21 protein-coding genes and 1 pseudogene are annotated in these 23,710 nt (G+C 74.7%); 16 read left to right on the top strand and 6 right to left on the bottom strand.

Features of this window, described 5'->3' with window-relative positions; all coding sequences use genetic code 11:
* Nucleotides 1-310 precede the first annotated feature (310 nt).
* The 4 genes from ACZ7N4_RS06425 to ACZ7N4_RS06410 all read left to right on the top strand — a co-directional run bounded on the left by ACZ7N4_RS06425 (nt 311) and on the right by ACZ7N4_RS06410 (nt 4,865).
* On the top strand, nt 311-2,167 hold the full coding sequence (locus ACZ7N4_RS06425; protein ID WP_471354432.1) for a M1 family metallopeptidase: 1,857 nt from the start codon (nt 311-313) through the stop codon (nt 2,165-2,167).
* 93 nt (nt 2,168-2,260) lie between these two features.
* A complete protein-coding gene (locus ACZ7N4_RS06420; protein WP_471354430.1) occupies nt 2,261-3,112 on the top strand; it encodes a lysozyme in 852 nt (283 codons plus the stop codon).
* A gap of 438 nt (nt 3,113-3,550) precedes the next feature.
* The gene (locus tag ACZ7N4_RS06415; protein ID WP_471354428.1) at nt 3,551-4,069 is read left to right on the top strand and encodes a molybdenum cofactor biosysynthesis protein; all 519 of its coding nucleotides are present in this window, start codon (nt 3,551-3,553) and stop codon (nt 4,067-4,069) included.
* A gap of 100 nt (nt 4,070-4,169) precedes the next feature.
* Entirely contained in the window at nt 4,170-4,865 is a 696-nt protein-coding gene (locus ACZ7N4_RS06410; RefSeq protein WP_471354426.1) for a hypothetical protein, read from the top strand.
* Between the two features lie 12 nt (nt 4,866-4,877).
* Here the strand turns inward: ACZ7N4_RS06410 and ACZ7N4_RS06405 are convergent, their stop codons facing one another.
* Entirely contained in the window at nt 4,878-5,981 is a 1,104-nt protein-coding gene (locus ACZ7N4_RS06405) for an FUSC family protein (RefSeq protein ID WP_471355110.1), read from the bottom strand.
* A 284-nt stretch (nt 5,982-6,265) separates the two neighbouring features.
* A pseudogene (locus ACZ7N4_RS06400) lies at nt 6,266-6,900 on the bottom strand (FAD-dependent monooxygenase).
* 105 nt (nt 6,901-7,005) lie between these two features.
* Here ACZ7N4_RS06400 and ACZ7N4_RS06395 point away from each other — a divergent pair.
* Nucleotides 7,006-7,563, top strand: a complete 558-nt coding sequence (locus ACZ7N4_RS06395; RefSeq protein WP_471354424.1) for a TetR/AcrR family transcriptional regulator — start codon at nt 7,006-7,008, stop codon at nt 7,561-7,563.
* A gap of 16 nt (nt 7,564-7,579) precedes the next feature.
* Here ACZ7N4_RS06395 and ACZ7N4_RS06390 read toward each other — a convergent pair whose 3' ends face one another.
* The 3 genes from ACZ7N4_RS06390 to ACZ7N4_RS06380 form a co-directional block, all read right to left on the bottom strand.
* A complete protein-coding gene (locus tag ACZ7N4_RS06390) occupies nt 7,580-8,782 on the bottom strand; it encodes an AI-2E family transporter (protein ID WP_471355108.1) in 1,203 nt (400 codons plus the stop codon).
* 604 nt (nt 8,783-9,386) lie between these two features.
* Complete coding sequence (locus tag ACZ7N4_RS06385) at nt 9,387-9,848, bottom strand: ANTAR domain-containing protein (RefSeq protein WP_471354422.1); 462 nt, start codon at nt 9,846-9,848, stop codon at nt 9,387-9,389.
* Between the two features lie 203 nt (nt 9,849-10,051).
* Complete coding sequence (locus ACZ7N4_RS06380; protein WP_471354420.1) at nt 10,052-10,480, bottom strand: DUF2267 domain-containing protein; 429 nt, start codon at nt 10,478-10,480, stop codon at nt 10,052-10,054.
* A gap of 186 nt (nt 10,481-10,666) precedes the next feature.
* Here ACZ7N4_RS06380 and ACZ7N4_RS06375 point away from each other — a divergent pair, with 186 nt between their 5' ends.
* On the top strand, nt 10,667-11,404 hold the full coding sequence (locus tag ACZ7N4_RS06375; protein WP_471354418.1) for an MgtC/SapB family protein: 738 nt from the start codon (nt 10,667-10,669) through the stop codon (nt 11,402-11,404).
* Between the two features lie 166 nt (nt 11,405-11,570).
* Here ACZ7N4_RS06375 and ACZ7N4_RS06370 read toward each other — a convergent pair whose 3' ends face one another.
* Nucleotides 11,571-12,062, bottom strand: coding sequence for a DUF1360 domain-containing protein (locus ACZ7N4_RS06370; RefSeq protein ID WP_471354416.1), 492 nt, complete (start codon nt 12,060-12,062; stop codon nt 11,571-11,573).
* A gap of 183 nt (nt 12,063-12,245) precedes the next feature.
* Between ACZ7N4_RS06370 and ACZ7N4_RS06365 the strand changes: the two genes are divergently transcribed.
* From ACZ7N4_RS06365 to hypE, 10 genes are all read left to right on the top strand, one after another.
* On the top strand, nt 12,246-13,523 hold the full coding sequence (locus ACZ7N4_RS06365) for an FAD-dependent oxidoreductase (RefSeq protein WP_471354414.1): 1,278 nt from the start codon (nt 12,246-12,248) through the stop codon (nt 13,521-13,523).
* Between the two features lie 550 nt (nt 13,524-14,073).
* Nucleotides 14,074-14,598, top strand: coding sequence for a hypothetical protein (locus ACZ7N4_RS06360; RefSeq protein WP_471354412.1), 525 nt, complete (start codon nt 14,074-14,076; stop codon nt 14,596-14,598).
* A 668-nt stretch (nt 14,599-15,266) separates the two neighbouring features.
* Nucleotides 15,267-15,635 carry a hypothetical protein gene (locus tag ACZ7N4_RS06355; RefSeq protein WP_471354410.1) on the top strand — a complete coding sequence of 123 codons (369 nt, stop codon included), beginning with the start codon at nt 15,267-15,269 and terminating at the stop codon, nt 15,633-15,635.
* A 66-nt stretch (nt 15,636-15,701) separates the two neighbouring features.
* Nucleotides 15,702-17,441: an enoyl-CoA hydratase-related protein gene (locus ACZ7N4_RS06350; RefSeq protein ID WP_471354408.1), complete on the top strand. Its 1,740-nt coding sequence runs from the start codon at nt 15,702-15,704 to the stop codon at nt 17,439-17,441.
* Nucleotides 17,438-18,016: a hydrogenase maturation protease gene (locus ACZ7N4_RS06345; protein WP_471354406.1), complete on the top strand. Its 579-nt coding sequence runs from the start codon at nt 17,438-17,440 to the stop codon at nt 18,014-18,016. Before ACZ7N4_RS06350 ends, ACZ7N4_RS06345 begins: the two co-directional genes overlap by 4 nt.
* A gap of 58 nt (nt 18,017-18,074) precedes the next feature.
* Nucleotides 18,075-18,872: a hydrogenase nickel incorporation protein HypB gene (gene hypB / locus ACZ7N4_RS06340; RefSeq protein WP_471354404.1), complete on the top strand. Its 798-nt coding sequence runs from the start codon at nt 18,075-18,077 to the stop codon at nt 18,870-18,872.
* Nucleotides 18,869-21,208, top strand: coding sequence for a carbamoyltransferase HypF (gene hypF / locus ACZ7N4_RS06335; protein ID WP_471354402.1), 2,340 nt, complete (start codon nt 18,869-18,871; stop codon nt 21,206-21,208). Before hypB ends, hypF begins: the two co-directional genes overlap by 4 nt.
* Nucleotides 21,209-21,211: 3 nt before the next feature.
* Nucleotides 21,212-21,502, top strand: coding sequence for a HypC/HybG/HupF family hydrogenase formation chaperone (locus tag ACZ7N4_RS06330; protein WP_471354400.1), 291 nt, complete (start codon nt 21,212-21,214; stop codon nt 21,500-21,502).
* On the top strand, nt 21,499-22,635 hold the full coding sequence (hypD, locus tag ACZ7N4_RS06325) for a hydrogenase formation protein HypD (RefSeq protein ID WP_471354398.1): 1,137 nt from the start codon (nt 21,499-21,501) through the stop codon (nt 22,633-22,635). The genes ACZ7N4_RS06330 and hypD overlap by 4 nt, the downstream gene beginning before the upstream one ends.
* Nucleotides 22,628-23,710 carry a hydrogenase expression/formation protein HypE gene (gene hypE, locus ACZ7N4_RS06320; RefSeq protein ID WP_471354396.1) on the top strand — a complete coding sequence of 361 codons (1,083 nt, stop codon included), beginning with the start codon at nt 22,628-22,630 and terminating at the stop codon, nt 23,708-23,710. Before hypD ends, hypE begins: the two co-directional genes overlap by 8 nt.

Below are 23,710 nucleotides of genomic sequence, written 5' to 3'. Positions count from 1 at the left end.
GCGAGGGGAAGGTCCAGGACGACCCCTGTCTGCGGGCGTGTTTCAGGACGTGGCGCGCTGCTGGCCTGGGGGCACCCCCCTCCACAGACCAGCCGACTGGTGGGGCGCCGCCACCCCGTTCCTCGGCCTGGCATGGACCGGTCAAATCTGTCACTCTTTCGGCAGTCGCCGCCCTGACCCCATGAGGGGGCGACGGGCATCCCCGCACCGAGATCGCGGGGGCCCCGCCCGCGGCCGTCCCGGCGCACCCCAGCCGGACCGGCGGCCGTTCGAGCAGGCCGGGATCCCGGCCGCCACGAAGGAGTAGCGTGTGAGACCGATCCCCCACAAGGCCCTCGGCGCCGGCGCGCTGACCGTCGCCGCGGTGGCCGCCCTGGTGCTCCCCGGCACCCCCGCCACCGCCGCGCCTGCCACGGCCCCCGCCGCCTGCACTCCGGCCCAGGTGGTCGCCAACGGTGGCTTCGAGAGCGGCACTTCACCCTGGACCGCCTCCTCCTCCACCGTCATCACCAGCCGCTCCGGGCAGACCGCCCACGGCGGCAGCTCCTACGCCTGGCTGGACGGCGCCGGCACCACCCGCACCGACAGCCTCAGTCAGAGCGTGACCATCCCCTCCGGCTGCGCCGCCGCCACCCTCACCTTCTGGCTGCACACCGACACCGCCGAGACGACCTCGTCCATCGCCTACGACAAGCTCACGGCGAAGATCGGCGGCACCACGCTCGCCACCTACTCGAACCTGGACGAGAACAGCGGCTACGTCCAGAAGTCGATCGACGTCTCCTCCTTCGCCGGCCAGACGGTGACCCTGTCCTTCACCGGCACCGAGGACTCCAGCCTCCAGACCAGCTTCGTCCTGGACGACATCGCCCTCGACACCTCCGGCGGCTCCACCCCGCCCGGCACCGACGCCACCCGCACCCCGGCCGCGCCCGCGTACACCGTGAACCTCAGCAGCGACACGAGCGGCACCGCCTGGACCGGGCACGAGAGCGTGACCTTCACCAACGCCTCCGCCACCGCGCTCGGCGAGGTGTACCTGCGGCTGTGGGACAACTACCACGGCAGCTGCGACGCGATGCCGATCAAGGTCGGCAACGTCACCGGAGGCACCGCCGGCGCCCTCTCCGTGGCCTGCACCGCGCTGAAGATCGACCTGCCGAGCCCGCTCGCCCAGGGCCAGAGCGCCACCATCGGCTTCGACCTCGGCATCACCGTGCCCAGCGGTGCCGACCGCTTCGGCCACGACGGCGCGTTCAGCTTCCTCGGCAACGCCCTGCCCGTCCTCGCCGTACGCGACAGCGCCGGCTGGCACCTGGACCCGTACACGAACAACGGCGAGTCCTTCTACTCCCTCGCCGCCGACTTCAAGGTCACCCTCGACCACCCCAGCACCCTGCTGGTCCCGGCCACCGGCACCTCCACCGACACCCCCGGCTCCAGCGGGCGTACCGTCACCACGGCCACCGCCGCCAAGGTCCGTGACTTCGCCTGGGCCGCCGGACCCTTCACCAAGATCTCCGGCACCTCGGCCGCCGGCGTCCCGGTGAACGTCTACTCCGTCTCGGGGATCAGCTCCTCCAGCGCCCAGTCGATGCTCTCCACCGCCAGGACCGCGGTCGACGCCCACGCCGCCCGGTTCGGCGCCTACCCGTACGGCGAGCTGGACGCCGTCATCGACAACAACTACTGGTTCGGCGGCATGGAGTACCCCGGCTTCGTCCTGGACCTGGTCAGCACCACCGCGCTCACCCACGAGATCGGCCACCAGTGGTGGTACGGCATCGTCGGCGACGACGAGTACACCAGCCCCTGGCTGGACGAGGCGTTCACCGACTACGCCACCGACCTCGCCCTCGGCAAGACCGGCGGCAACTGCTGGAGCAGCGTCTCCTGGGCCTCCGGCGCCGAGAAGATCACCAACTCGATGGCGTACTGGGACGCGCACTCCTCCCGGTACTCCACCGTGGTCTACGGCTACGGCAAGTGCGCCCTGCACGACCTCAGGCGCGTCCTCGGGGACACCGCCATGGCCAAGCTGCTGAAGGACTACGCGAGCGCCCACTGGTACGGCGTGTCCACCACGGCCGAGTTCAAGGCGGCCGCCCAGGCCGCCACGAGCACGGACCTGACCTCCTTCTGGACGCAGCACCGCATCGAGGGCTGAGCGACACCCACATGGGTCAACCACCGGCCGCGGACAGCTTCGTTGGGCGGTACCCGGGGTGCGGGACGACCCCGCCCCGGGTCAGATGGGAACGTGCGAATCCCCATATCCCGTTTCCGCGGCCGGTCCCGCCTCTGCCTCACCGGCGTCCTGACCGGCCTGCTCCTGTTCCTGTCCAGCCCCCCGGCCGTGCCCCGGCCGGCCGGGGGCGCACCCGAGCGCGGCAGCGCCTACATGGGCATCGGTGTCCTCGCCCATGACGGCGACACCGGCACCCGTCCCCCGGACGCCCGCGCCTCCCAGACGGAAGGCGTCGACGTCTCCAGCCACCAGGGCGACGTCGACTGGCAGACGCTGTGGGACAGCGGCACCCAGTGGGCGTACACCAAGGCCACCGAGGGGACGTACTACACCAACCCCTATTTCGCCCAGCAGTACGACGGCTCGTACGGCATCGGCATGGTCCGCGGCGCCTATCACTTCGCCACCCCGGACACGACCGGCGGCGCCGCCCAGGCCGACTGGTTCGTGGACCACGGCGGCGGATGGTCGGACGACGGCAAGACCCTCCCCGGCGCCCTCGACATCGAGTGGAACCCGTACGGCGACGACTGCTACGGCAAGTCGCAGAGCGGCATGGTCGACTGGATCCGCGCCTTCCTCGACCGCTACAAGGACCGCACCGGCCGGGACGCGGTCATCTACACGGCCACCAACTGGTGGACCCAGTGCACCGGCGACTACGCCGGCTTCGCCCCCGACAACCCCCTGTGGATCGCGCGTTACGCCTCCACCGCCGGGCCGCTTCCCGCGGGCTGGACCTCGTACACGATGTGGCAGTACACCTCCAGCGGGCCGACGGTCGGCGACCACGACCGCTTCAACGGCTCCAAGAACGGCCTGCGGGAGTTCGCAGGCGACCCCTCCGCCACAGTGGAGGGGTGACGGGCGGTCAGCCCGGCCGGCCACAGGCGGTCGGACGGCGCCGCCGGAAGCCGACGCTCTCCGCGGACACGGCGGGTGCCTCCGAGGAACCGAGGAGGACACGGCCGGCGCCCTCCACGGGCCGCGGGCGACCTCCCCGGTCTGCCGCCGTCAGCGTCCCGGGTGCGTCCGGACTGCGCGGTGCGGTGCGGTGCGGGGAGACTGCCAGGAGAACGTGGGTGGTGGGGGCCAGAGGCGTCCGGGCGCCGGCACTCGGCGTGGGCGTTCTCGGCTCGCTCGCCGAGGACGACCCCGACCGCACCCGCCCGCCTGCCGTTCCCGCCCTCGCCATGACCGTCGTACTCGCCGCCCGGGTGCCGGCGGCCGGGGAGCGGCCGTCTCCTGGTGCGGTACGGCACCCGCGGCAAGCCAGTGAGCAGCGCCGGTTAGGCTCGACGCGTGCCGCACGTCGAGATCCTCCAGCTGCTGGTGTCCCCGGTGCACCGGCTCGCCGGCCGGCCGGGTGACGGCCTGCCCGAGCTGCCGCCCGGCGAACTGGTGACGACGGCCGAGGTGCGGGCGGGCCTCGGCATCGTCGGCGACCGGTACTTCAACCACCCCGCCCACCGCAACGCCTCGATCACCCTCATGGCGGCCGAGCGGCTGCCGCGGCCCGGACCGTACCCGGCCGACCTGTTGCGGACCCGGCGCAACGTCCTGCTGCGCGGTGTCGACATCGACGCCTACATCGGCCGGACGGTCTTCCTCGACTGCGGCACCGGACCGGTGGACCTGGAGGTCCGCAGCGCCGCCCGGCCCTGCGCCTGGATGGACACCACCCTCGGCCCCGGCGCCCAGCGTGCCCTGCGCGGCGGCGGGGGAGTGCGCTGCCGGCCGCTGACCGACGGCGTCCTCGCGGTGGGGGCCGCCGTGTTCGGAGTGCGCGAGGCCGGGGACGGCGCGCACGGCACCCCATGAGCACGGCGCATGTGTACGGAGCATGGGCGCAACGCGTGAGTACGGCACATGAGTACGACGGCTCAGGCGCCGCACCCCGGAGATCGTGAAGGCTGAGGGCATGACAACGCCGCCACCCCCTCCGACGCCGTCCCCCGCCCACCCGTACCAGCCCCACCCGTACCAGCCCCACCCGTACCACGGCCCGGTGCCGCAGCCCGCGCCGGTCCGGTCCCGGCGGCGGGCGGTGGCGGCCGGGGTGATCGCGCTGCTGCTGGTCGTCGCGGGCGTGGCGGCGGCCGTGTGGTGGGGGCGCGGCGGGGAGGACGGGCCGCTCGCCGGCCGGCCCCGGGTCACGGACGCCCGCGCCGGCCTCTCCTACGGCGTCCCCGACGGCTGGAAGCACGACGCGGCCGACGACAGGAAACTGATCGGCGCGTTCTCCTCGCAGATCCGCAACGCCCCCACCGCCGGCGAGAGCGGCGGCACCGTCCTGGCGGGCCGCGCCGGGCAGACCGTGCCCCGCGCCGGCCTGAAGCGGACGACGGAGTCCGCCGCCCGCTCCAACGCCGAGTTCTTCTTCCCCGACAGGCCCGCCACCCTGCAGGAGTCGCACGCCACCACCCTGGACGGCCAGCCGGCGCACACGGCCGTCCTGCGGATAGAGGGCGAGGACGGCACCGCCCGCCTGGAGATGACCGTGGTCACCATCCACGGCGAGCGCACCTCTTTCCTGCTCGGGCTCACCACCGGCGAGGAGGACCCGTCGCTCGCCCGGGACGTCGACGCGGTCCTCGCCACCGCCACCGTCGACTGACCCCGGCCGCGCTCACCCGCCCGAGGCGGCCAGCTGGTCGGCCAGCCGGTGCGCCTGGGTGAGCAGCGCACCGTAGGTGGCGACCTGGTCCGGATCGTCCGTCGTGGAGCGGACCAGGTCCCGGCGCAGTTCCTTGAGCGTGCCGCGCAGTTCCGCCACGGCCTCGCGCAGCTCGTCCTCGCACTCGTCGCCGAACCGGCTGTGGCTGTACAGCCGCAGCGCGCGGGCGGTCCCGCACAGGAACTCCGCGTACCGGCGGGCGAGGGCGGGGTGCGGCCGGGGCGCCGGGCGGTCCTCGGCGGCGGCCTCCAGCACCGTGCGGGTCACCTCAGCGGTGTGCACGGCGGCGTAGTCCAGCACCAGGAGGGCGTCGTCGTACCCCTTGCCGGGCCCCGACGCGGAACCGGAACGGCGGCGCGGGTTGGCGCGCAGGCTCTCCCGGCCCCACTCGACCGCCGAGCGGGCCTGCTCCACGAGCCCCTGCAGACGCAGCGCGCGCTGGTGCCAGGCGTCGGCCTCCTCGGCGTCCCAGCGTCCCGCGGCGAGACCGTCGGCCACGGCGTGCAGGATGTCGTGGGCCTCCTCGGTCGCGTCCCGCAGCATGGCATGGGTGTCGCGCAGATACAGCGGCGGCCGGATCAGCGCGTTCACGGCGATGCCGACCACCGCCCCGAACAGGGCTTCGGCGAGCCGCGCGGCGGAGGTGGCGACGGTGACGGAGCCGTTGGTCAGGACGAACAGGGCGCCGGTGGCCGCGTAGATGCCCTGACTGCCCAGCCGCCGCCACTGCCCCAGCAGCATCACCAGGGGCAGCACCACCGCCATCGCGGCCACCGTGCTGTGCAGCACCAGTCCGACCGCTGTGGCCGCGACGGTGCCGGCCGCGATCGCGCCGAGCTGCTGCAGTCCGTGCGCGATCGACCGGTACACCGTCGATTCCACCAGGACGACCGCCACCCACGGCGCGACGAACGCCACCGGCGCCCCCAGCCACCAGCCGGCCACGGCCCAGGCCACCCACGCGGCCAGCGCCGCCTTCACCGCTTGGACGGCCAGGTCTCGTTCCCGGCCCGGCCCCGCCAGGGCCCGCCGCGCCGCTCGTACCGCGGCCGACAGGTCCCACCGGACGGCCTCCCAGGTCAGTCGTATTCCACGCACGGCGATTCGGGTGCCACTTCCGGCACCGGTTCATGCCATCAGGCCGGCGAGGACGTGGAGCCGCTCTCGGGACCGAGGACGCCGAGGGGCGGCGGCGGGGGGCAGGTACGTACGAAGACAGGGCATATAGGTATGAAGACAGGGGACGAGCCCGGGGACGGGCCGGCCCGCCCTCGCCCGGTACGTCGACCTCCACCTCACGGAGACCCGCCGGAGCGCCGCGGCCCGCTCCCAGCCGCCGGTCACACCAGGCTCGGCGGGGTCCAGTCGGCGTGCCGCAGGATCGCCCGCATCGTCGCCCGGGACGGGGCGAGACGCAGACCGGTGTCGCGCAGGGCGACGGCCAGCGGGTGGGCCAGCTGCTGGCCCATCCGGCCGGCCTGCCGGGCGGCGCGGGCGACCGACTGGGCCCGGGGGCGGCGCTCGGCGTCGTACCGGGCCAGTGCCGCGCCGACCGACGGCTCCCCGGCGAGCGCGGCGGCCAGGGTGGCGGCGTCCTCCAGGGCCTGGCAGGCACCCTGTCCGAGGTGCGGTGTCATGGCATGGGCCGCGTCGCCGACGAGCGCGACCCGTCCGGCCGTGAACGCGGGCAGGGGGGTGACCAGTTCGTGGATGTCGTGGTGCAGGACCGCCTCGGGGCGGGTGGCGGCGAGCAGCCGCCGGTGTACTGCGGCCGTGCCGCCGCCCGGACCTCGGCGCCCACGCCCACGGCGTCCAGCGCGCGCAGCCCGTTGGCGTGCAGGGAGATGCCCGCGCCCGCGTCGGCCAGGGCGGCGGCCCGCTCCACCACCCGGACCTCCCAGCCGATCCGGCGCAGCCCCAGGGCCGCGGCCAGTCCGCCGATACCGCCTCCGACCACCACCGCCGTACCGCCCATGCCGGCCCCCTTCGTCCCTCTGTGCCTGTCACCCGGCTTCTACATCTGTAGAAGGACCCTAGCGCGGCGTTCTACAGACGTAGAAGCGGGGTGTAGAAAGAGGGGGTGGCCACAGACCGACGTACTCTCCTCGCCGACACGGCGATCGCCGTGCTCGCCGACAGCGGCATGCGGGGGCTGACCCATCGCGCCGTGGACCGGGCCGCGCAGTTGCCGCCCGGCACCACGTCCGCCTACTACCGCACCCGGCAGGCGCTGCTGACGGCGCTGGTCCGGCGGCTCGTGGCGCTCGACCAGGAGGAACTGGAGCAGACCGGGGCCCGCACGCCGGTGCCCCGGAGCGCCGACGACCTCGCGGCGGGCATCGCCGAGCTGATCCGCACGCGGCTCACCGGGGAAGGCCGCCGACGGTCCCTCGCCCGCTACGCCTGCGCCGTCGAGAGCGCCCACCACCCCGAGCTGCGCGAGATCCTCGTGCCGCGCGACAACGAGGGGCGGCGGGTGGTGCGCGCCTTCCTCGCCGCGCAGGGGGTGGCGGACCCGGAGGACCGTACGGTGACCCTGCTGACCTGCGTGGACGGGCTGGTCTTCGACCGCCTGGTGCACGGTGGGAGCGTCCGGGAGGAGGAGATCCGAGGTCTCGTCGCCGCCGCGCTGCGCTGAACCGTACGCCAGGGGGTCAGGGTTCGGCCGCCGGCGGCGGCATCGAGCGCAGCGCGCTCAGCACCGCCCAGACGACCGAGACCAGCGGCACCGCCACGACGGCGCCGATCACACCCGCGACGATGCTGCCCGCGATGACCGACACCGCCACCACCAGCGGATGCAGCCGTACCGCCCAGCTCATCACCACCGGATGCAGCACGTGCCCCTCCAACTGGCCGATCACCACGATCAGCACCAGCACACCCGCCGCCGTCAGCGGCCCCCGCCCGGCCAGCGCGACCACCGTGGCCACCCCGAGCGCGACCGGAGAACCCACCAGCGGGACGAACGCGGCGAAGAACTCCAGCAGGGTCAGCGGCAGCGCGAGCGGCACCCGCAGCACGAACAGGACCACGCCGACCAGTACGGCGTTGGTGCCGGCCACGATGATGATGCCGCGCGTGTATCCGGAGAACGTCCGCCAGGCCGCCCGTCCCGCCTTGTCCCACACCCGCCGGGCCCCGCTCGGCAGCAGCCGCTCGCTCACCCAGCTCCATAGGTGCTCGCCGGAATAGAGGAAGAAGACGGAGGCGAACAGCGCCAGCGCACCGCCGGTCACCAGTTCCACCACCCGGCCCAGCTGGCTGACCGCACTGCTGAGCAGCGCCGCCCGGTGCGCGGCGACGTACTTCGTCACCTGGTCCTCCAGCGCGGAGAGCGCACCGGGCCCGAGCCGGAACGGCGGTCGGCGCAAAAACTCCTCGATACGGCGCACACCACCCCCGAACTCACCGGCGAGCCGGCTCGACTCGCCCGCCACCTCGCTGCCGACCAGCGCGAGCAGCCCCAGCAGCAGCACCAGGCTGCCCACCAGGGCCACCGCCACGCTCAGCGGCCGGGGCAGGAACCGGGCGAGCAGATCGGTCGGCGGGCGCAGCACCGAGGTCACGACGAGTGCGAGGAACAGGGCGACGGCGATGAGCTGAAAGCTGCCGAGGACGACGAAAACGCCGTAGACGCCGACGCCGACCAGAATCAGCCGCCAGGCGTAGGCGGCGGCGACCCGCAACCAAGGCACCGTCCGCTCGGCCGGCGGCACCGCCACCGACTCCGCGACCGACTCCGGACGGGGCGGTGCCGGCAGCCGCACGGAGTACGCCGGCCGGCTGCCCAGCACCACACCCGCGGCCCGGCGCCGGCCACGCCGTCCGGCCGTCCGCCGGCGCGCATCGCCCACCACGCCCCGCCTCCTCTCCGCCCGCGCCCGCCCGCCTGGCGGCCTGTCACCTCCACAGCACCGTAAGCACGCGACGGCGATGCGGCGCGCCCAGCGCAGCCACGTGCGACCAGGCGGGTCCCGCGGGACTCGGGCGGGTGCGGCGGGGCACGGCGAGCGTCTTATGGCGGGGCGAACGGCTTACGGCGGGGCGCGGGCCCGGTGGGGGCACGGGGAGCGGCTTCCCGCGAGGCGAGCGGCTTCCGGTGGTGGCTCGGGCAGGCGGGGCGCGGCGCGGGCTTCCGGCGGGCGGCTCCGGCCGGGCGCGGGCAGGCGTGGGGCCGGAGCCGGAAACGGCGGTGCCACGCGGGGGAGCGGTGCCAGCTGGGACGGAGGTGGCATCTGGGACGGAGGTGCCATCGGGACGGAGGTCCGTTCGGGGCGGAGGTGCCGTTCGGGACGCCGGTGCCGTCCGGGACGGAGGTGCCAAGGCGGCGGTGCCATCCGCTCACAGGACCTTCACGCGCGGCGCGGATCGCTCACCGGGTCAGGGGCACCCGCCGGGTGTCGCCGGCAGGGAGGAAGCCTCCAGTGATCACCGTCGCACTCGTCTTACTTCCAGGGCTCAGTCTGCTGCTGTATGCGCTGGACCGGGTCGAGGACCGGTGGCTGTCGCGGCCGACGGCGGTCCGTCGGCCCCGGCACCGCCGCCCGGCGCGGTGACGCCGTCACCGAGCGGCGCGGGCGTCTCGCCGCACCGGCGGTAACGGGAGATCGCCTTTCCGAGTTCGACGCGTTCCATCTCGGGAAGAGCGCCGCCCCGCGCGTAGTCCAGGATGTGCTCGGCGACGGTCCGCAGCTTGACGTTGGTGCGCTGGGAGACGTCGCGCAGCGCCCGCCAGGCCTCCTCCGGGGCTATCCGTCCCAGCACGACGACGGCGCCGATGGCCTGGTCGATCACGGCGTGCGAGGTCACGGCGCGCTGCAGTTGCCGGTTTTCTTCCTGCAACCGGTGGTACTCCGACGCCAGGTCGGTGGCCGAGAGCAGGACCAGCGGCTGGTGCCGGGAGAGGGCGAAGAAGGCCATGGAGCACCTTTTCCAGTGGGGGGCGTCACTGTCCCGCCTGCCCCCGGTGAGCGCGTGCACACGAAGTGAATCAGCATGACGGCCCCGGTCACGCCCCTGTCGCGCTCCGGGTCCGCGTGGCGCCCCGGTCGACTGCCGGTCCGTGTCGCGCGCGGCGCACCCCGCTTCAGCCCCGCCCCGCTTCCCGTCCGTCTCCCCGGACCTCAGCCCTCGATGTCCTGCACCGCCCGCTCCACCGGCAGCAGCTCGCGGATGTCCGAGGGCAGCGCGTGGGCCATCCTCTCGGTGAGTTCCGGGGCGAGGGCGGCGTCCAGTACCTCCATCACGGCCGCGGCCTCCCGCAGGGCCGTGTCCTCGTCGGTGCCCACCCGGACGGCGATGCGTCCGGCGAAGGCGGTCAGCCCGAACCGCTCACCGGCCGTACCCGAGTCCGGGGCGGCGGACGCGTCGGCGGCCTCCCGCATGGCCGCCGCCATGTCCGGCGGCAACTGGGCGGCCACGTGCCGGGCCAGCCCGGACGGCAGCCGTTCCGACAGCGTGCTCACGACCGCGTGCGCGGCCCGCTCGGCCGTGCCCCGGTCGGGGAGCTGGGCCAGCGCCTGCACCTTTCCGATCATCTCGTCGTGCCGCATGAGACCGGTCCCTTCCGCACGAAGTGCCGACGGTACGCCCGTCAGCCGGGCGTAGCGGCACTCGTCGAGTACCCCGCGGCCGCGCCCGGTCACGGGTGACAGGACACCGGCCCCGTCCGCGTCGGCCGCCCGTCGCTGGGTACGCGTCGGCAGCGGAGACCTACGGATCCGACGAGCGAGGCGCGCATGGCGGACGGGGCACTGGCGGCATCGTTGTGGGACGTCCACAACGGGCAGGGACCGAGGCAGCTGGCCGAACTGGGCCTCGCGCTGCTGCTGTCGAGCCTGATCGGCTGGGAGCGTGCGGCACAGCAGAAGAGCGCCGGGCTGCGCACCCACACGCTGGTCGGTATCGCCAGCGCCCTGATGATGGAGGTGTCCCAGCACGGCTTCACCGCGGTGCTCGGCCTGGACAACGTCTCCTTCGACCCCTCCCGCGTCGCGGCGCAGATCGTCTCCGGGATCGGCTTCATCGGCGGCGGGCTCATCTTCGTACGACGGGACGCCGTACGGGGCCTCACCACCGCGGCCACGGTATGGCTGACCTGCGCGGTCGGCATGGCCTGCGGCGGGGGACTGCCCGTGCTCGCGCTGGCGGTGACGGCGCTGCACTTCCTGGTGGCGCGGGGCTACCCGCGGCTCACCTCCCGCCTGGTTCCCGGCACGGCGACCGCCGCCTTCGAGGCCCGCCTGACCTACCGGACCGGTACGGCGCTGCTGCCGCGGCTGATGGAGGCCTGCACCCGGCGCGGCTTCCGCATCGTGCGGGTCAAGGTGGAGCGGCTGCCCGGCCGCACGGACGACGCCGCGCGGGTGCTGCTGCAGCTGGAGGGCACGGAGGACCCCTCGCGGCTCGCCTCGGAGCTCTTCCTGGACGACGGTGTGCTGGACGTCGAACTGACCGCCGCCACGGACGACGAATAGCCTCCGCCGGACGGCGAACAGCCCCCGCCGGACGACGGACACCCGTCGCCACTGACGACGAACAGCCATCGCCACTGACGAGGAGAGCGGGCGCGCCGACGACACACAGCGGGCCCCGCTCTGCGGCGCTCAGTCCCCGGCCGTCACTCCTCGCAGTCTCCGGCCGTCACTCCTCGACCGAGTCCTGGGTCCAGGTCCAGGCGTACTGGAGCCAGTCCGCCACGGCCAGCGCACCGAAGCCGCCGCACACCAGCCGGGTGAGCCGGGGCGCCGCCGCGTAGGAACACACCAGGGCGCCGGTGGCCCAGGCGGCGGTGCAGAACGGGCAGGCCAGCAGGTCGCCGGCGGCCCGCCGCAGCCCGCTGCCCCGGGGCTGGTCGATGACCTCGTTGCCCTTTCCCTGGCCCGCGCGGCGGGTGAACGGCGCCCGGAGGAAGCTGGTGACCTTGTCCTTGGTGAGCAGCCGGGACGTCTTGTACGCCGCTGCGCCGAGCAACGCCACGTCCCAGGGCGGCACCTGCCGCGGCAGCTGTACGCCCCGCCGCCGGGCCACCAGCGCGAAGGTGCCTACCCCGGTCGCGAACACGGAGGCGAGGGCGGCGTAACCGCCCAGGGGTACGTCGTCCTGCTCGGCGTAGCGTTCGGCGTCGGCGTTCATGAGACTTCCCCGGCCTCCCGTTGTGTGTCCGAACCTGTCACGAGCGCAACGAGTTCCCCACCACACAGAGGCGACACGTGACGTTCCCGTCCTCACCGCGGTATGGTATTCATCGGCTGATGAATTTAGCTTCGTTCCGCTGATTCGGGTTGCTCCGCTGCTCCGGAGAAGGGCAGGACCGTGATGGAGAAGACCACCTGCTGTGTCGTGGGAGGCGGTCCGGCGGGCATGGTGCTCGCCCTGCTGCTGGCACGGGCCGGGATCGAGGTGACGGTCCTGGAGAAACACGCCGACTTCCTGCGCGACTTCCGCGGCGACACGGTCCACCCCTCGACCCTGGCCCTGCTGGACGACCTGGGACTGGCGGAACGCTTCGCCCGGCTGCCGCAGCGCCGGGTCCGCACCGTCCAGCTGCCGGTGGGCCCCGGCCGCTCGGCGGTCACCGTCGCCGACCTCTCGGCCCTGCCCGGCCCCCACGACTACGTGGCGATGGTGCCCCAGTGGGACCTGCTGGACCTCCTCGCCGACGAGGCGCGGCGCGAGCCGTCCTTCCGGCTGCGGATGAACACCGAAGCGACCTCCTTCCTGACGGAGTCCGGACGGGTCACCGGGGTGCGCTACCGCACCTCCGACGGCCGCACGGGCGAGCTGCGCGCCCTCCTCACCGTCGCCTGCGACGGGCGCGGCTCCCTCGCCCGCTCCCTGCCGGAGCTGCGCCTGCGCCGCTTCGGCTGCCCCATGGACGCCTGGTGGTTCCGCCTGCCCCGACGGGACGGCGACCCGAGCGGACTCGTCGGCGGCGCCGGCGAGGGCTTCCTCACGGCGATGATCGACCGGGGCGACTACTGGCAGTGCGCCGCGCTCATCCCCAAGGGCACCGACGCCGAGCGCCGCGCCGCCGGCCTCGACCGGTTCCGGGCCGACTACGCCGCCGGCGTCCCCTGGATCGCCGACCGCACCCACGCCCTGCGTTCGTGGGACGACGTCAAACTCCTCGACGTGCACCTGGACCGGCTGCGCCGCTGGCACCGCCCCGGCCTGCTGTGCATCGGCGACGCCGCCCACGCCATGTCCCCGGTCTTCGGCATCGGCATCAACCTCGCCGTCCAGGACGCCGTGGCGGCCGCCCGCCTCCTCACCGAGCCCCTGCGCGGCGGGACCGTGGGCCTGCGCGACGTTCGCGCGGTGCAACGCCGCCGCCGGCCCACCACGGTCGCCACCCAGGCGCTGCAGCGCGCGGCCCACGCCCGCTTCATCGCCCCGGTCCTGCGGGGCCGGCCGCCCCTGGGCAGCGCCGAGCGCGCCCGGCGCCTCGCGGGCCTGGTCGCCGGCTCGCCCCGGCTGCGCCGCCTGCCCGCGTACTTCGTCGCGTACGGCGCCCTCCGCGAACGGCCCCCCGCCGAAGCGGTCCGACGGCCGGCACCGGACACGGAAACCACCACGGCCGCACCACACCCGTGACCCCGACCGCCACCGGCCACCCGCCTCAGGTGACGTACCCGATCTCCCGCAGCCGCTCGCGCACCCGACGCGCCTCCTCCGGCGCGTCGGCCAGGCCGTAGGCGCGCAGGGCCTCCTCCACACAACCGGCTCGGGAGAGGCGAGGCCTCCTCCAGCCGGCCCGTCCCGGCCAGGGACACCGGATGCGGCCGGCGCGGGTGAATGCGTCAAGCGACTCTTCGAGACGGCCGGCTGCCCGCAGGGCTCGCTTCGCCTTCACGGTGACCCAGGCGGTCGCTTCCCTTCGCGCGCGGCCGAGGCCCTGCACCGGCTCCCGTGCCCGCGGAGCGGCCTCGACCTCCTCCTTCCGGTCACAGCCGACCCGAGACCGGCGGGGCCGTAGCCCGGCGACCGGTGACGCGGCGTGACCGGCGCGCCGGGGACGGGCCCGTCGGCCATGGGCGTGGGTCAGGTCACATATGACCTGGTTCGCACTTCCTCCCGGCCGTGCCCGGCGCCGGGCTACCGTTGCGTCGAGCCCCTGTACCCCTTCGCATCGGACGGCCCGGCTGTGCTCACTGACCTGTCTCCCCTGATCGCCGCGACGGCTCGCTGGCTGACGGTGGCCTACCCGCCGTCCGGCGGCGCGCTGGCCTCCGCGCTGTGCGAGGCGCAGGCACGGCAGGCGGTGACGGTCGCCGCCTGGCTGCGCTATCCGACCGAGATCGACGCCGGTCTGGTCACCATGGCGGGCCCCGGCGGCACGGCACGCCTCGACTGGATCACCGGCGCCGAGGCGGCCGACGGCCACGCGGCCGAGGAGTGGGCCTGGCGGACCTGGGTGGACGAGGTGGTGGCCAGCTGGGCCGCCGCGCTGCTCACCGACACCGAGCTGGCCGGGCTGGCCATCGCCGGGCTGGCCGACGGCGAGCACACCGCCGGGCCGGCCGAGTTCCGCCGACTGCTCACCCCGGACGACGTCGACCGCAGCGCGGCGGCCCTGCTCCGCCACCCCGACCTGCTGGCCCCCGTCGCCGGACTGCACCGCGATCAGCTCCTCACCCGTCTGGACCCCGGCCGCTCCCTCGCGGCCTGAGACCGACGCGTCCGGACCGTCGAGCAGCGGGCGTCTTCGCCTGTCCGCCGGGGCACGGAGACACACGGCGGCAGGCGCGGGGCGGCGCCGTCGGCGCGGCTGGGGCCGGCCGAGCGCGTCCGGGACGGCCGGCCTGCGCGCAGGCATCGCGCAGGAACCGGCCACCCGCCGGTGCACCCCTTCGCGCCTCCGGACCGCGCGCCCGCAGACCGGATCCCCCGGCCCGCATGACCCGGCCCGCACGCGCTCGGACCGCGCGCCCGCAGACCGGATCCCCCGGCCCGCATGACCCGGCCCGCACGCGCTCGGACCGCGCGCCCCCAGACCGGATTCCCCGGCCCCGCTTGACCCGGCCACGCGCCCGGACCACGCGCCCCCAGCTCGGATTCCCCGGCCCGCGTGACCCGGCCCGCACGCGCCCAGACCGCGCGCCCCCAGATCGGATCCCCCGCCCCGCGTGACCCGGCCCGCATGACCCGGCCCGCATGACCGAGCCGCCCGCTCCCTCAGCCCCCGGTGTCGTTCGCCCCCGCACGGGTACTGCGGACCTGACGCGCGAGCCGGCCACCGAAGCGGCGAGGCCCTGCGGCGCGGCCGCTCAGGATCCGTGCGGCACCCGGACGGGGGCCCGCGGCCGGCCTCCGCTCGTCATGGGGAAAGGCTCGGCCATGACCTTCAAGAACCCCGTCCACCGCGGCGGACCGCGCCGCAGCCGGTTCGACCAGCTCGCCGAGTACGCCTCGAACTTCACCAGCTCGCCGCTGTTCTTCCTGTTCTGTCTGCTGCTGGTCGGCTTCTTCGTCGCCGCCCACATCGCCCATCTGCGGACCGAGCTGCTCCTGCTCGCGGGCGAGTCCATGACGGCGGTCACCCTGCTGCTCCTGGCGCTGCTGAAGAACGCCGAGATGCGCGCCGAACACGCGATCCAGCGCAAGCTCGACGCGATCGCCGCTGCCCTGCTGGAGGCACACCGGGAGGACCGGGGACAGGCCTTCGAGGACCTGCGCCATGCGATCCGGATGGAGGAAGAGACCTGAGCGAGGCCGGCGAAACGCCGCGGCGGTCCTTCCCGGCGCCCCCGTGAGCGACGACCATGCCGTGTCATGAACATTCTGCTCGTCGCCAGCGCGTTCAACAGCCTCTCCCAGCGCCTGTACGCCGAACTGTCGGACCACGGGCACCAGGTCGACGTCGTCCTCGCCGCGCACGGCCCCGACCCGGTCCGGGCCGCCGTGCACGAGACGCGCCCGGACCTCGTCGTCGCGCCGATGCTCCGCACGGCCCTGCCCGAGGACGTGTGGCGGGAGCACACCTGCCTGATCGTGCACCCCGGTCCGCCCGGTGACCGCGGCCCGTCCTCCCTGGACTGGGCCATCGCCGACGGGGCGGACCAGTGGGGCGTGACCGTCCTGCAGGCCGAGGCCGGGATGGACGCGGGCCCCGTCTGGGCGGCCGAGCCGTTCCCCGTGCCGCCCGTCGGCAAGAGCGACCTCTACCGCAACGAGGCCTCCGACGCGGCCGCCACCGCCGTCCTGACGGCCGTACGGCGCTACGCCGAGGGCGCCCACAAGCCGCTCCCGCAGACCGACGAGTCGGTCACCGTCGTCTGGCGCGACTTCTTCCGGCAGGAGCGGCGCCGCATCGACTGGGAGCACGACGACACCGAGACGGTGCTGAGGAAACTCCGCGGCGCCGACTCCCAGCCGGGCGTCCTCGACGAACTCCTCGGCCGCGAGGTGTTCCTGCACGGCGGGCACCCCGAGGACCGGCTGCGCGGCCGTCCCGGCGCCCTGCTGGCCCAGCGCGCGGGCGCCGTCTGCCGCGCCACCCGCGACGGCGCCGTCTGGATCCCGGAGCTGCGCCCCCGCCGGAACTCCGGCGATCCGGCGCCCTTCCGCCGGCCGGCCGCCTCCGTCCTCGCCGCCCGCGAGCCCGCACTCCGCCTCCCGGAGGACCCCGCCCCGCTGGAGCTGCCGCCCGGCCGGCGCACCTGGACGGACATCCGCTACCGGCAGCGCGGCGACGTCGGCTTCCTCGCCTTCTCCTTCCCGGGCGGCGCGATGAGCACCGACCAGTGCCGCAGACTGCTCGCCGCCTACGAGCACGCGCTCACCCGGCCCACCCGCGTCCTCGTCCTGGGCGGCACCCGCGACTTCTTCTCCAACGGCATCCACCTCAACGTGGTCGAGGCGGCCCCCGACCCGGCCCGGGAGTCCTGGGACAACCTCACCGCCATGGACGACCTCGTGGAGGCCGTGCTGCGCACCACCGACCGGCTGGTGGTGGCCGCCCTCGGCGGCAACGCGGCGGCCGGCGGGGCCATGCTCGCCCTCGCCGCCGACGAGGTGTGGTGCCGTACCGGCGTCGTCCTCAATCCGCACTACCGCCGTATGGGCCTGTACGGCTCCGAGTTCTGGACGTACACCCTTCCGCGCCGCGTCGGCCCGGAGCCGGCCGCCCGGCTGACCACCGAGGCGCTGCCGGTCAGCGCCGCGTCCGCCGAGCGGCTCGGTCTCGTGGACCGCCTGGTGCCGGCCGCGCCCACGGAGTTCCCGGCCGAGGTGGAACGGCTCGCGGACGGCCTCGCCGCCGCCCCGGACCTGGACCGGCGGCTCGCCGCGAAGGCCGCGGCCCTCGCCGCCGACGAGCGGGCACGGCCCCTCTCCTGCTACCGGGAGGACGAACTGGCCCGCATGCACGCCATCTTCTTCGACCCCGAGGCGCCCTACCACGCCCTGCGCTCGGCCTTCGTCCGCAAAACCCCGGGCGGCTCCCCCCGGCCCCTCGCCCCGGCCGACCCCGCTCCCGCCGGCCTCCCCCCGGCCGCCGGAGACCTCACGTGACGCCGCCGCTCCTGGTGGCCGGCGTCGGCAACATCTTCCTCGCCGACGACGCCTTCGGACCCGAGGTGATCCGCGCCCTGGACCACCGCCCGCTGCCACCGGGGGCACGGGTCCACGACTACGGCATCCGCGGCCTCGACCTCGCCTACGACCTGCTGTCCGGCTACGCCACAGCCGTCCTGGTCGACGCCGCCCCCCGCGGTCACCGTCCCGGCACCCTCTCCCTCGTCGAGGCCGACCCCCCGGACGGCACCGTCCCGCCCGAGGCACACGGCATGGACCCGGCGAAGGTGCTGGCCCTGGCCACCCACCTGGGCGACGAGCCGCTGCCCCGGATCCTCGTCCTGGCCTGCGAACCCGGCGTGCTCCCCGGCGACGACGACATCCTGCCGGGGCTCAGCACACCGGTGCGGGACGCCGTCGGCCGGGCCGTGGACGCGCTGCACACGCTCGTCCCCGCGCTGCTCGCCGACCCCGCCGGGCCCCTGCCCCCGTTGGGCCGCCCGATGGAATCCGGGACCGCGCACGCGGCTGCGCTGCCCGGCACGGCGGCCCACGCGGCCGAAGATCGGTGAGACCCCGGGCCGCACCGATGCGGCCCGGGCCCCGTCACCGCATCCGAGGAGCAGCGCCATGTGCCGGTCCGACCTCAGACAGGCCGTCCTGGCCAAGAACGACGGCCTGGCCGAAGGCCTGCGCGACGACCTCGCCCGGCAGGGCGTGACCCTGGTCAACCTGCTGTCCAGCCCGGGCAGCGGCAAGACCGAACTCCTCGCCCGGGTGCTGGCCCGGGCGGGGGAGCGGGGCGTACCGGTGGCCGCGCTCACCGCGGACCTCGCGACCGAGAACGACGCCGAGCGGCTGGCCCGGTCCGGGGCGCCCGTGCAGCAACTGCTCACCGACGGGCTGTGCCACCTGGAGGCCCGCCAGGTCCGTGCCCGGCTCGCGGACTGGCTGCCGCCGGACACCTCCGTGCTCTTCGTGGAGAACGTCGGCAACCTGGTCTGCCCGGCCGCGTACGACCTCGGGGAGACGCTGCGGATCGTGCTGATGGCGGTCACCGAGGGCGAGGACAAGCCGCTGAAGTACCCGACCGCGTTCGGCTCCGCCCATCTCGTCGTGATCACCAAGACCGACCTGGCCGGACCGGCCGGCTTCGACGAAAGCCTCTTCCACGAGAACGTGCACCGGGTCAACCCCGGCGTGGAGATCATCCGGTCCTGCGCCCGCACCGGCACCGGCGTCGGCACCGTACTCGACCGCGCCCTCGCCGCCCGCGACGGCGCCCCACTCCATCACCCACCCCTCGCCCCCCACCCGCACCACCACCCGACGCCCGACCCCGCCGCCGCGCCGCACCTGCACCTCCCCTCGGCACCGGGCTCCGCCCAGGACCCGCACCACCCCCCGGCCTCCGCCCCCCTCTCGTGACCGCGCCCGCCACCGGACCGGTCCGGCGTCGGATCACCGTGCGGGGCACGGTGCAGGGCGTCGGTTTCCGGCCGTACGTCCACCGGCTCGCCGCCGACTTCGCGCTCGCCGGGTTCGTGAGCAACACCGCGGACGGCGTGCTCATCGAGGTCGAGGGCCCGGCGGAGGAGGTGGACCGGTTCGCGGGCCGGCTCGCCGAGCAGCCGCCCCCGCTCGCGACCGTGACCGGCGTCGGCAGCGAGGACGTGCCCGCCACCGGTGTCACCGGCCCCTTCGCCATCCGTCCCACCGAGCGGTCCGCCGGCCGCACCCAGCTCCCGCCCGACACCGCGACCTGCGCCGACTGCCTGCGCGAGCTGGCCGACCCCGGTGACCGCCGGCACCGCCACCCCTTCGTCACCTGCACCCACTGCGGCCCCCGGTTCACCATCGCCACCGGGATGCCGTACGACCGCCCGGCCACCACCATGGCCGGTTTCCCGATGTGCCCCGCCTGCGCCCGCGAGTACGGCGACCCCGCCGACCGCCGCTTCCACGCCCAGCCCGTCGCCTGCCCCGACTGCGGACCGCGGCTCGCCCTCGTCCCGGCCGCCGGTCTGGAAGTCCGCCCGGCCCGGGACGCGGAGGCCCTCGCCACGGCACGGGCGCTGCTCGCCGCCGGGCGGATCGTCGCCGTCAAGGGCGTCGGCGGCTACCACCTGGCCTGCGACGCGACCGACGACCGGGCCGTGGCCACCCTGCGCGCCCGCAAGGAGCGCGGCGGCAAGGCCTTCGCGGTGATGTGCGCCGACCTCGCCACGGCAGAGCGCGTGGCGGTGCTCTCCGCCGCCGAACGGGACGCGCTCGCCGGCGTCCGCCGCCCCATCGTCCTGCTGCGCCGCCGTACGTCCCCGGACCGTCTGCGCCTCGCCGACCAGGTGTGCCCGGGCAGCCCGCACGTCGGTCTGCTGCTGCCCTACACGCCCGTGCACACCCTGCTGTTCGGGCTGCCCGGCGATCCGCCCGGCCCGCGGGTGCTGGTCATGACCAGCGGCAACCGTTCCGGCGAGCCCATCGTCACCGACGACACCGAGGCGCTGACCCGGCTGGCGGGGCTCGCCGACGCCTGGCTCACCCACGACCGGCCCATCGCCTGCCCGTGCGACGACTCCCTGCTGCGCGTCCGCCCCGACGGCACCGAACAGGTCCTGCGGCGCTCCCGCGGTCACGTCCCCCGCCCGCTGCGCCTCCCGCTCCCGGTGCGGCCCACGCTCGCGGTCGGCGGCGACCTGAAGAACGCCCCCTGCCTCGGCGAGGGCGAGCAGGCCTGGTTCGGCCCGCACATCGGGGACATGGGGGAACTGGCCGCCCTGGACGCCGCCGAGCGGGCCGTACGGCACCTCGCCCGCCTCACCGGAGTCGTCCCCCGGCGGGTGGCCGCGGACCGCCACCCCGGGTACCACTCGACCCGCAGGGCCGCCCGGCTCGGCCTGGGCGAACCGGTGCGGGTCCAGCACCACCACGCCCACATCGCCTCGGCGATGGCCGAACACGGCCTCGACGGCACCACCCCCGTGATCGGCGTCGCGTTCGACGGCACCGGATACGGCGACGACGGCACCGTCTGGGGCGGCGAGATCCTCCTCGCCGACTACACCGGCTACCGGCGCCTCGCCCGCCTGGCCCCCGCCCCGCTGCCCGGCGGCGACGCCGGGGTGGCCAACCCCTGCCGGCTGGCCCTGGCCCGGCTGTGGGCGGCGGGACTGCCCTGGACACCGGGCCTGCCCAGCGTCGAGGCCTGCACGGAGACCGAACGCGCCGTTCTGCGGCAGCAGTTGAACAGACAGCTGGCCTGTGTGCCGACCTCCAGCATGGGCCGGCTCTTCGACGCGGTGTCCTCCCTCGTGGGCCTGTGCCAGCGTGCCGGGTACGAGGCACAGGCGGCGCTGGAACTGGAGGCGGCGGCGCTGGAGGCGCGGGACGCGGACGCGGTGGCCTACCCGTTCGGGTCCGCCGACGGAGGCCGGGACATGGACCCGGCCCCCACGCTCCGCGCCCTGCTGGACGACCGGTCCCGCCGCACCCCCGTACCGGTCATGGCCGCCCGCTTCCACCGAGGCGTGGCCCGCGCGGTGGCGGAGGCCTGCCACCGGGCCCGTACGGAGACCGGCCTCACCACCGTCGCCCTCACCGGCGGTGTCTTCGCCAACGCCCTGCTGGAGGAGGAGACCGCCGCGCTGCTGACCGCGGCCGGTTTCCGCGTCCTCCGGCACGGCGAAGTCCCCCCGAACGACGGCGGTCTGGCTCTCGGCCAGCTGATGGTCGCGGGAACAGCAGCCCACCACGAGACGGAGTGACCCATGTGTCTGGCAGTGCCCGGCAAGGTCGTGTCCATCGACCACCGCGCCGACCCGCTCACCGGCCTGATCGACTTCGGCGGCGTACGCAAACAGGCCTGCCTGGAGTACCTGCCCGACGTCCGGGTGGGGGAGTACGTCATCGTCCACGTCGGCTTCGCGCTGCAGCGCCTGGACGAGGAGTCGGCCCGGGCCTCCCTGGAGCTGTTCGGGCAACTGGGGCTGCTGGAGGAGGAGTTCGGCGACGCCTGGGAGCAGGCGGCGCGACAGGAGAACGGAAGTGAGGCCCGGTGAGGTACATCGACGAGTTCAACGACCCGGAGCTGGCGCGCCGGCTGCTGGACGAGATCCGGGCCACGGCCACCCGGCCCTGGGCCCTGATGGAGGTCTGCGGCGGCCAGACCCACTCCATCATCCGTCACGGCATCGACCAACTCCTGCCGGAGGAGGTGGAGTTGATCCACGGACCGGGCTGCCCGGTGTGCGTGACCCCGCTCGACGTCATCGACAAGGCCCTGGAGATCGCCTCGCGCCCCGAGGTGATCTTCTGTTCCTTCGGGGACATGCTGCGCGTGCCCGGCACCGGCCGGGACCTGTTCCGGGTCAAGGGCGAGGGCGGTGACGTACGCGTCGTCTACTCGCCGCTGGACGCCGTGGACCTGGCCCGCAGACACCCCGACCGGCAGGTGGTGTTCTTCGCCATCGGCTTCGAGACCACCGCCCCCGCCAACGCGATGGCCGTCCACCAGGCCCGCCGGCTCGGCCTCGCCAACTTCAGCCTGCTGGTGTCCCACGTCCGGGTCCCTCCGGCGATCGAGGCCATCATGACCGCCCCCGACTGCCGGGTGCGGGGCTTCCTCGCCGCCGGGCACGTGTGCAGCGTGATGGGCACCGACGAGTACCCGGACCTCGCCGAGCGGCACCGCGTCCCGATCGTCGTCACCGGCTTCGAACCGCTGGACATCCTCGAAGGCATCCGCCGCGCCGTCCACCAGCTGGAACGCGGCGAGCACCGGGTGGAGAACGCCTACCCCCGCGCCGTGCGCGAGCAGGGCAACCCGGCGGCCGTCCGCATGATCGAGGAGGTCTTCGAGGTCACCGACCGCAACTGGCGGGGCATCGGCCGCATCCCCGGCAGCGGCTGGCGGCTCGCCGACGCCTTCCGCGCCTACGACGCCGAACACCGCTTCGACGTCACCGGCATCCGCACCGAGGAACCCGCCGAGTGCCGCGCGGGCGAGGTCCTGCAGGGCCTCATCAAGCCCACCGAGTGCGCGGCCTTCGGCACCACCTGCACCCCGCGCACCCCGCTCGGCGCCACCATGGTCTCCAGCGAGGGCGCCTGTGCCGCCTACTACCTGTACCGCCGGATGACCGACAGCCCGGCACCGAAGAGTCCCGCACAGGAGATGAACCCCGTTGGCTGACCTCGCCACCGAATCCCCCGAAGCGGTCGTCGACCCCGCGAACTGGACCTGCCCCGCCCCCCTGCGCGACCAGCCGGTCGTCGTCATGGGCCACGGCGGAGGCGGCGCCCTGTCGGCGGAACTGGTCCAGGAGGTCTTCGCCCCCGCCTACGGCAACCCCACGCTCGCGGCCCTCACCGACTCGGCCGTCCTCGACCTGGGCGGGGCCCGGCTGGCCTTCTCCACCGACTCCTACGTCGTACGGCCGCTGTTCTTCCCCGGCGGCAGCCTCGGCGACCTCGCCGTCAATGGCACTGTCAACGACCTGGCGATGAGCGGCGCCCGGCCCACCCATCTGTCCGCGGCCTTCATCCTGGAGGAGGGTGTGGAACTGGCCGTGGTCGCACGCGTCGCCCGCGCCCTGGGGGCCGCGGCCGAGGCGGCCGGCGTCACCGTCGCCACCGGCGACACCAAGGTCGTCGAGTCGGGGCACGGCGACGGCGTCTACGTCACCACCGCCGGCGTCGGCCTCGTCCCCGCGGGTGTCGACATCCGCCCGCAGCGCGCCAGGCCGGGCGACGCCGTCCTCGTCAGCGGCCCGATCGGCCTGCACGGGGTGGCCGTGATGAGCGTCCGGGAGGGTCTGGAGTTCGGCGTGGAGATCACCTCCGACACCGCGCCGCTCGCGGACCTGGTGGCGGCCATGCTCGCGGTCACCCCGGACATCCACGTCCTGCGCGACCCCACCCGGGGCGGCCTCGGCGCGTCCCTGAACGAGATCGCCCGCGCCTCCGGCACCGGTGTCCGGCTGCGCGAGCGGGCCGTACCCGTCCCGGACGAGGTCGCGAACGCCTGCGGCTTCCTCGGCCTGGACCCGCTGTACGTCGCCAACGAGGGCCGGCTCGTCGCCTTCGTCCCCCCGGAGCACGCCGAAGCCGTCCTGGCGGCCATGCGCGCGCATCCGCAGGGCACCGGTGCGGCCCTGATCGGCGAGTGCGTGGCCGACCACCCGGGGATGGTGGTCGTCGCCACCGCTCTGGGCGGCACCCGGGTGCTGGACCTCCCGCTGGGCGAGCAGCTGCCCCGCATCTGCTGA

Source organism: Streptomyces sp. NPDC107654 (genome assembly GCF_055639035.1).
Note: the sequence above shows the minus strand (reverse complement) of the source record. Positions and strands in the feature narration are given on the sequence as shown.

Excerpts from the sequence above, each read along its gene's own strand:
- ACZ7N4_RS06410 (WP_471354426.1), top strand. The coding sequence starts at position 4,170 with ATGACAACGCCGCCACCCCCTCCGACGCCGTCCCCCGCCCACCCGTAC.
- ACZ7N4_RS06385 (WP_471354422.1), bottom strand. The coding sequence starts at position 9,848 with ATGGCCTTCTTCGCCCTCTCCCGGCACCAGCCGCTGGTCCTGCTCTCG.
- ACZ7N4_RS06380 (WP_471354420.1), bottom strand. The coding sequence starts at position 10,480 with ATGCGGCACGACGAGATGATCGGAAAGGTGCAGGCGCTGGCCCAGCTC.
- ACZ7N4_RS06375 (WP_471354418.1), top strand. The coding sequence starts at position 10,667 with ATGGCGGACGGGGCACTGGCGGCATCGTTGTGGGACGTCCACAACGGG.
- ACZ7N4_RS06370 (WP_471354416.1), bottom strand. The coding sequence starts at position 12,062 with ATGAACGCCGACGCCGAACGCTACGCCGAGCAGGACGACGTACCCCTG.
- ACZ7N4_RS06365 (WP_471354414.1), top strand. The coding sequence starts at position 12,246 with ATGGAGAAGACCACCTGCTGTGTCGTGGGAGGCGGTCCGGCGGGCATG.
- ACZ7N4_RS06355 (WP_471354410.1), top strand. The coding sequence starts at position 15,267 with ATGACCTTCAAGAACCCCGTCCACCGCGGCGGACCGCGCCGCAGCCGG.
- ACZ7N4_RS06350 (WP_471354408.1), top strand. The coding sequence starts at position 15,702 with ATGAACATTCTGCTCGTCGCCAGCGCGTTCAACAGCCTCTCCCAGCGC.
- hypB (WP_471354404.1), top strand. The coding sequence starts at position 18,075 with ATGTGCCGGTCCGACCTCAGACAGGCCGTCCTGGCCAAGAACGACGGC.
- ACZ7N4_RS06330 (WP_471354400.1), top strand. The coding sequence starts at position 21,212 with ATGTGTCTGGCAGTGCCCGGCAAGGTCGTGTCCATCGACCACCGCGCC.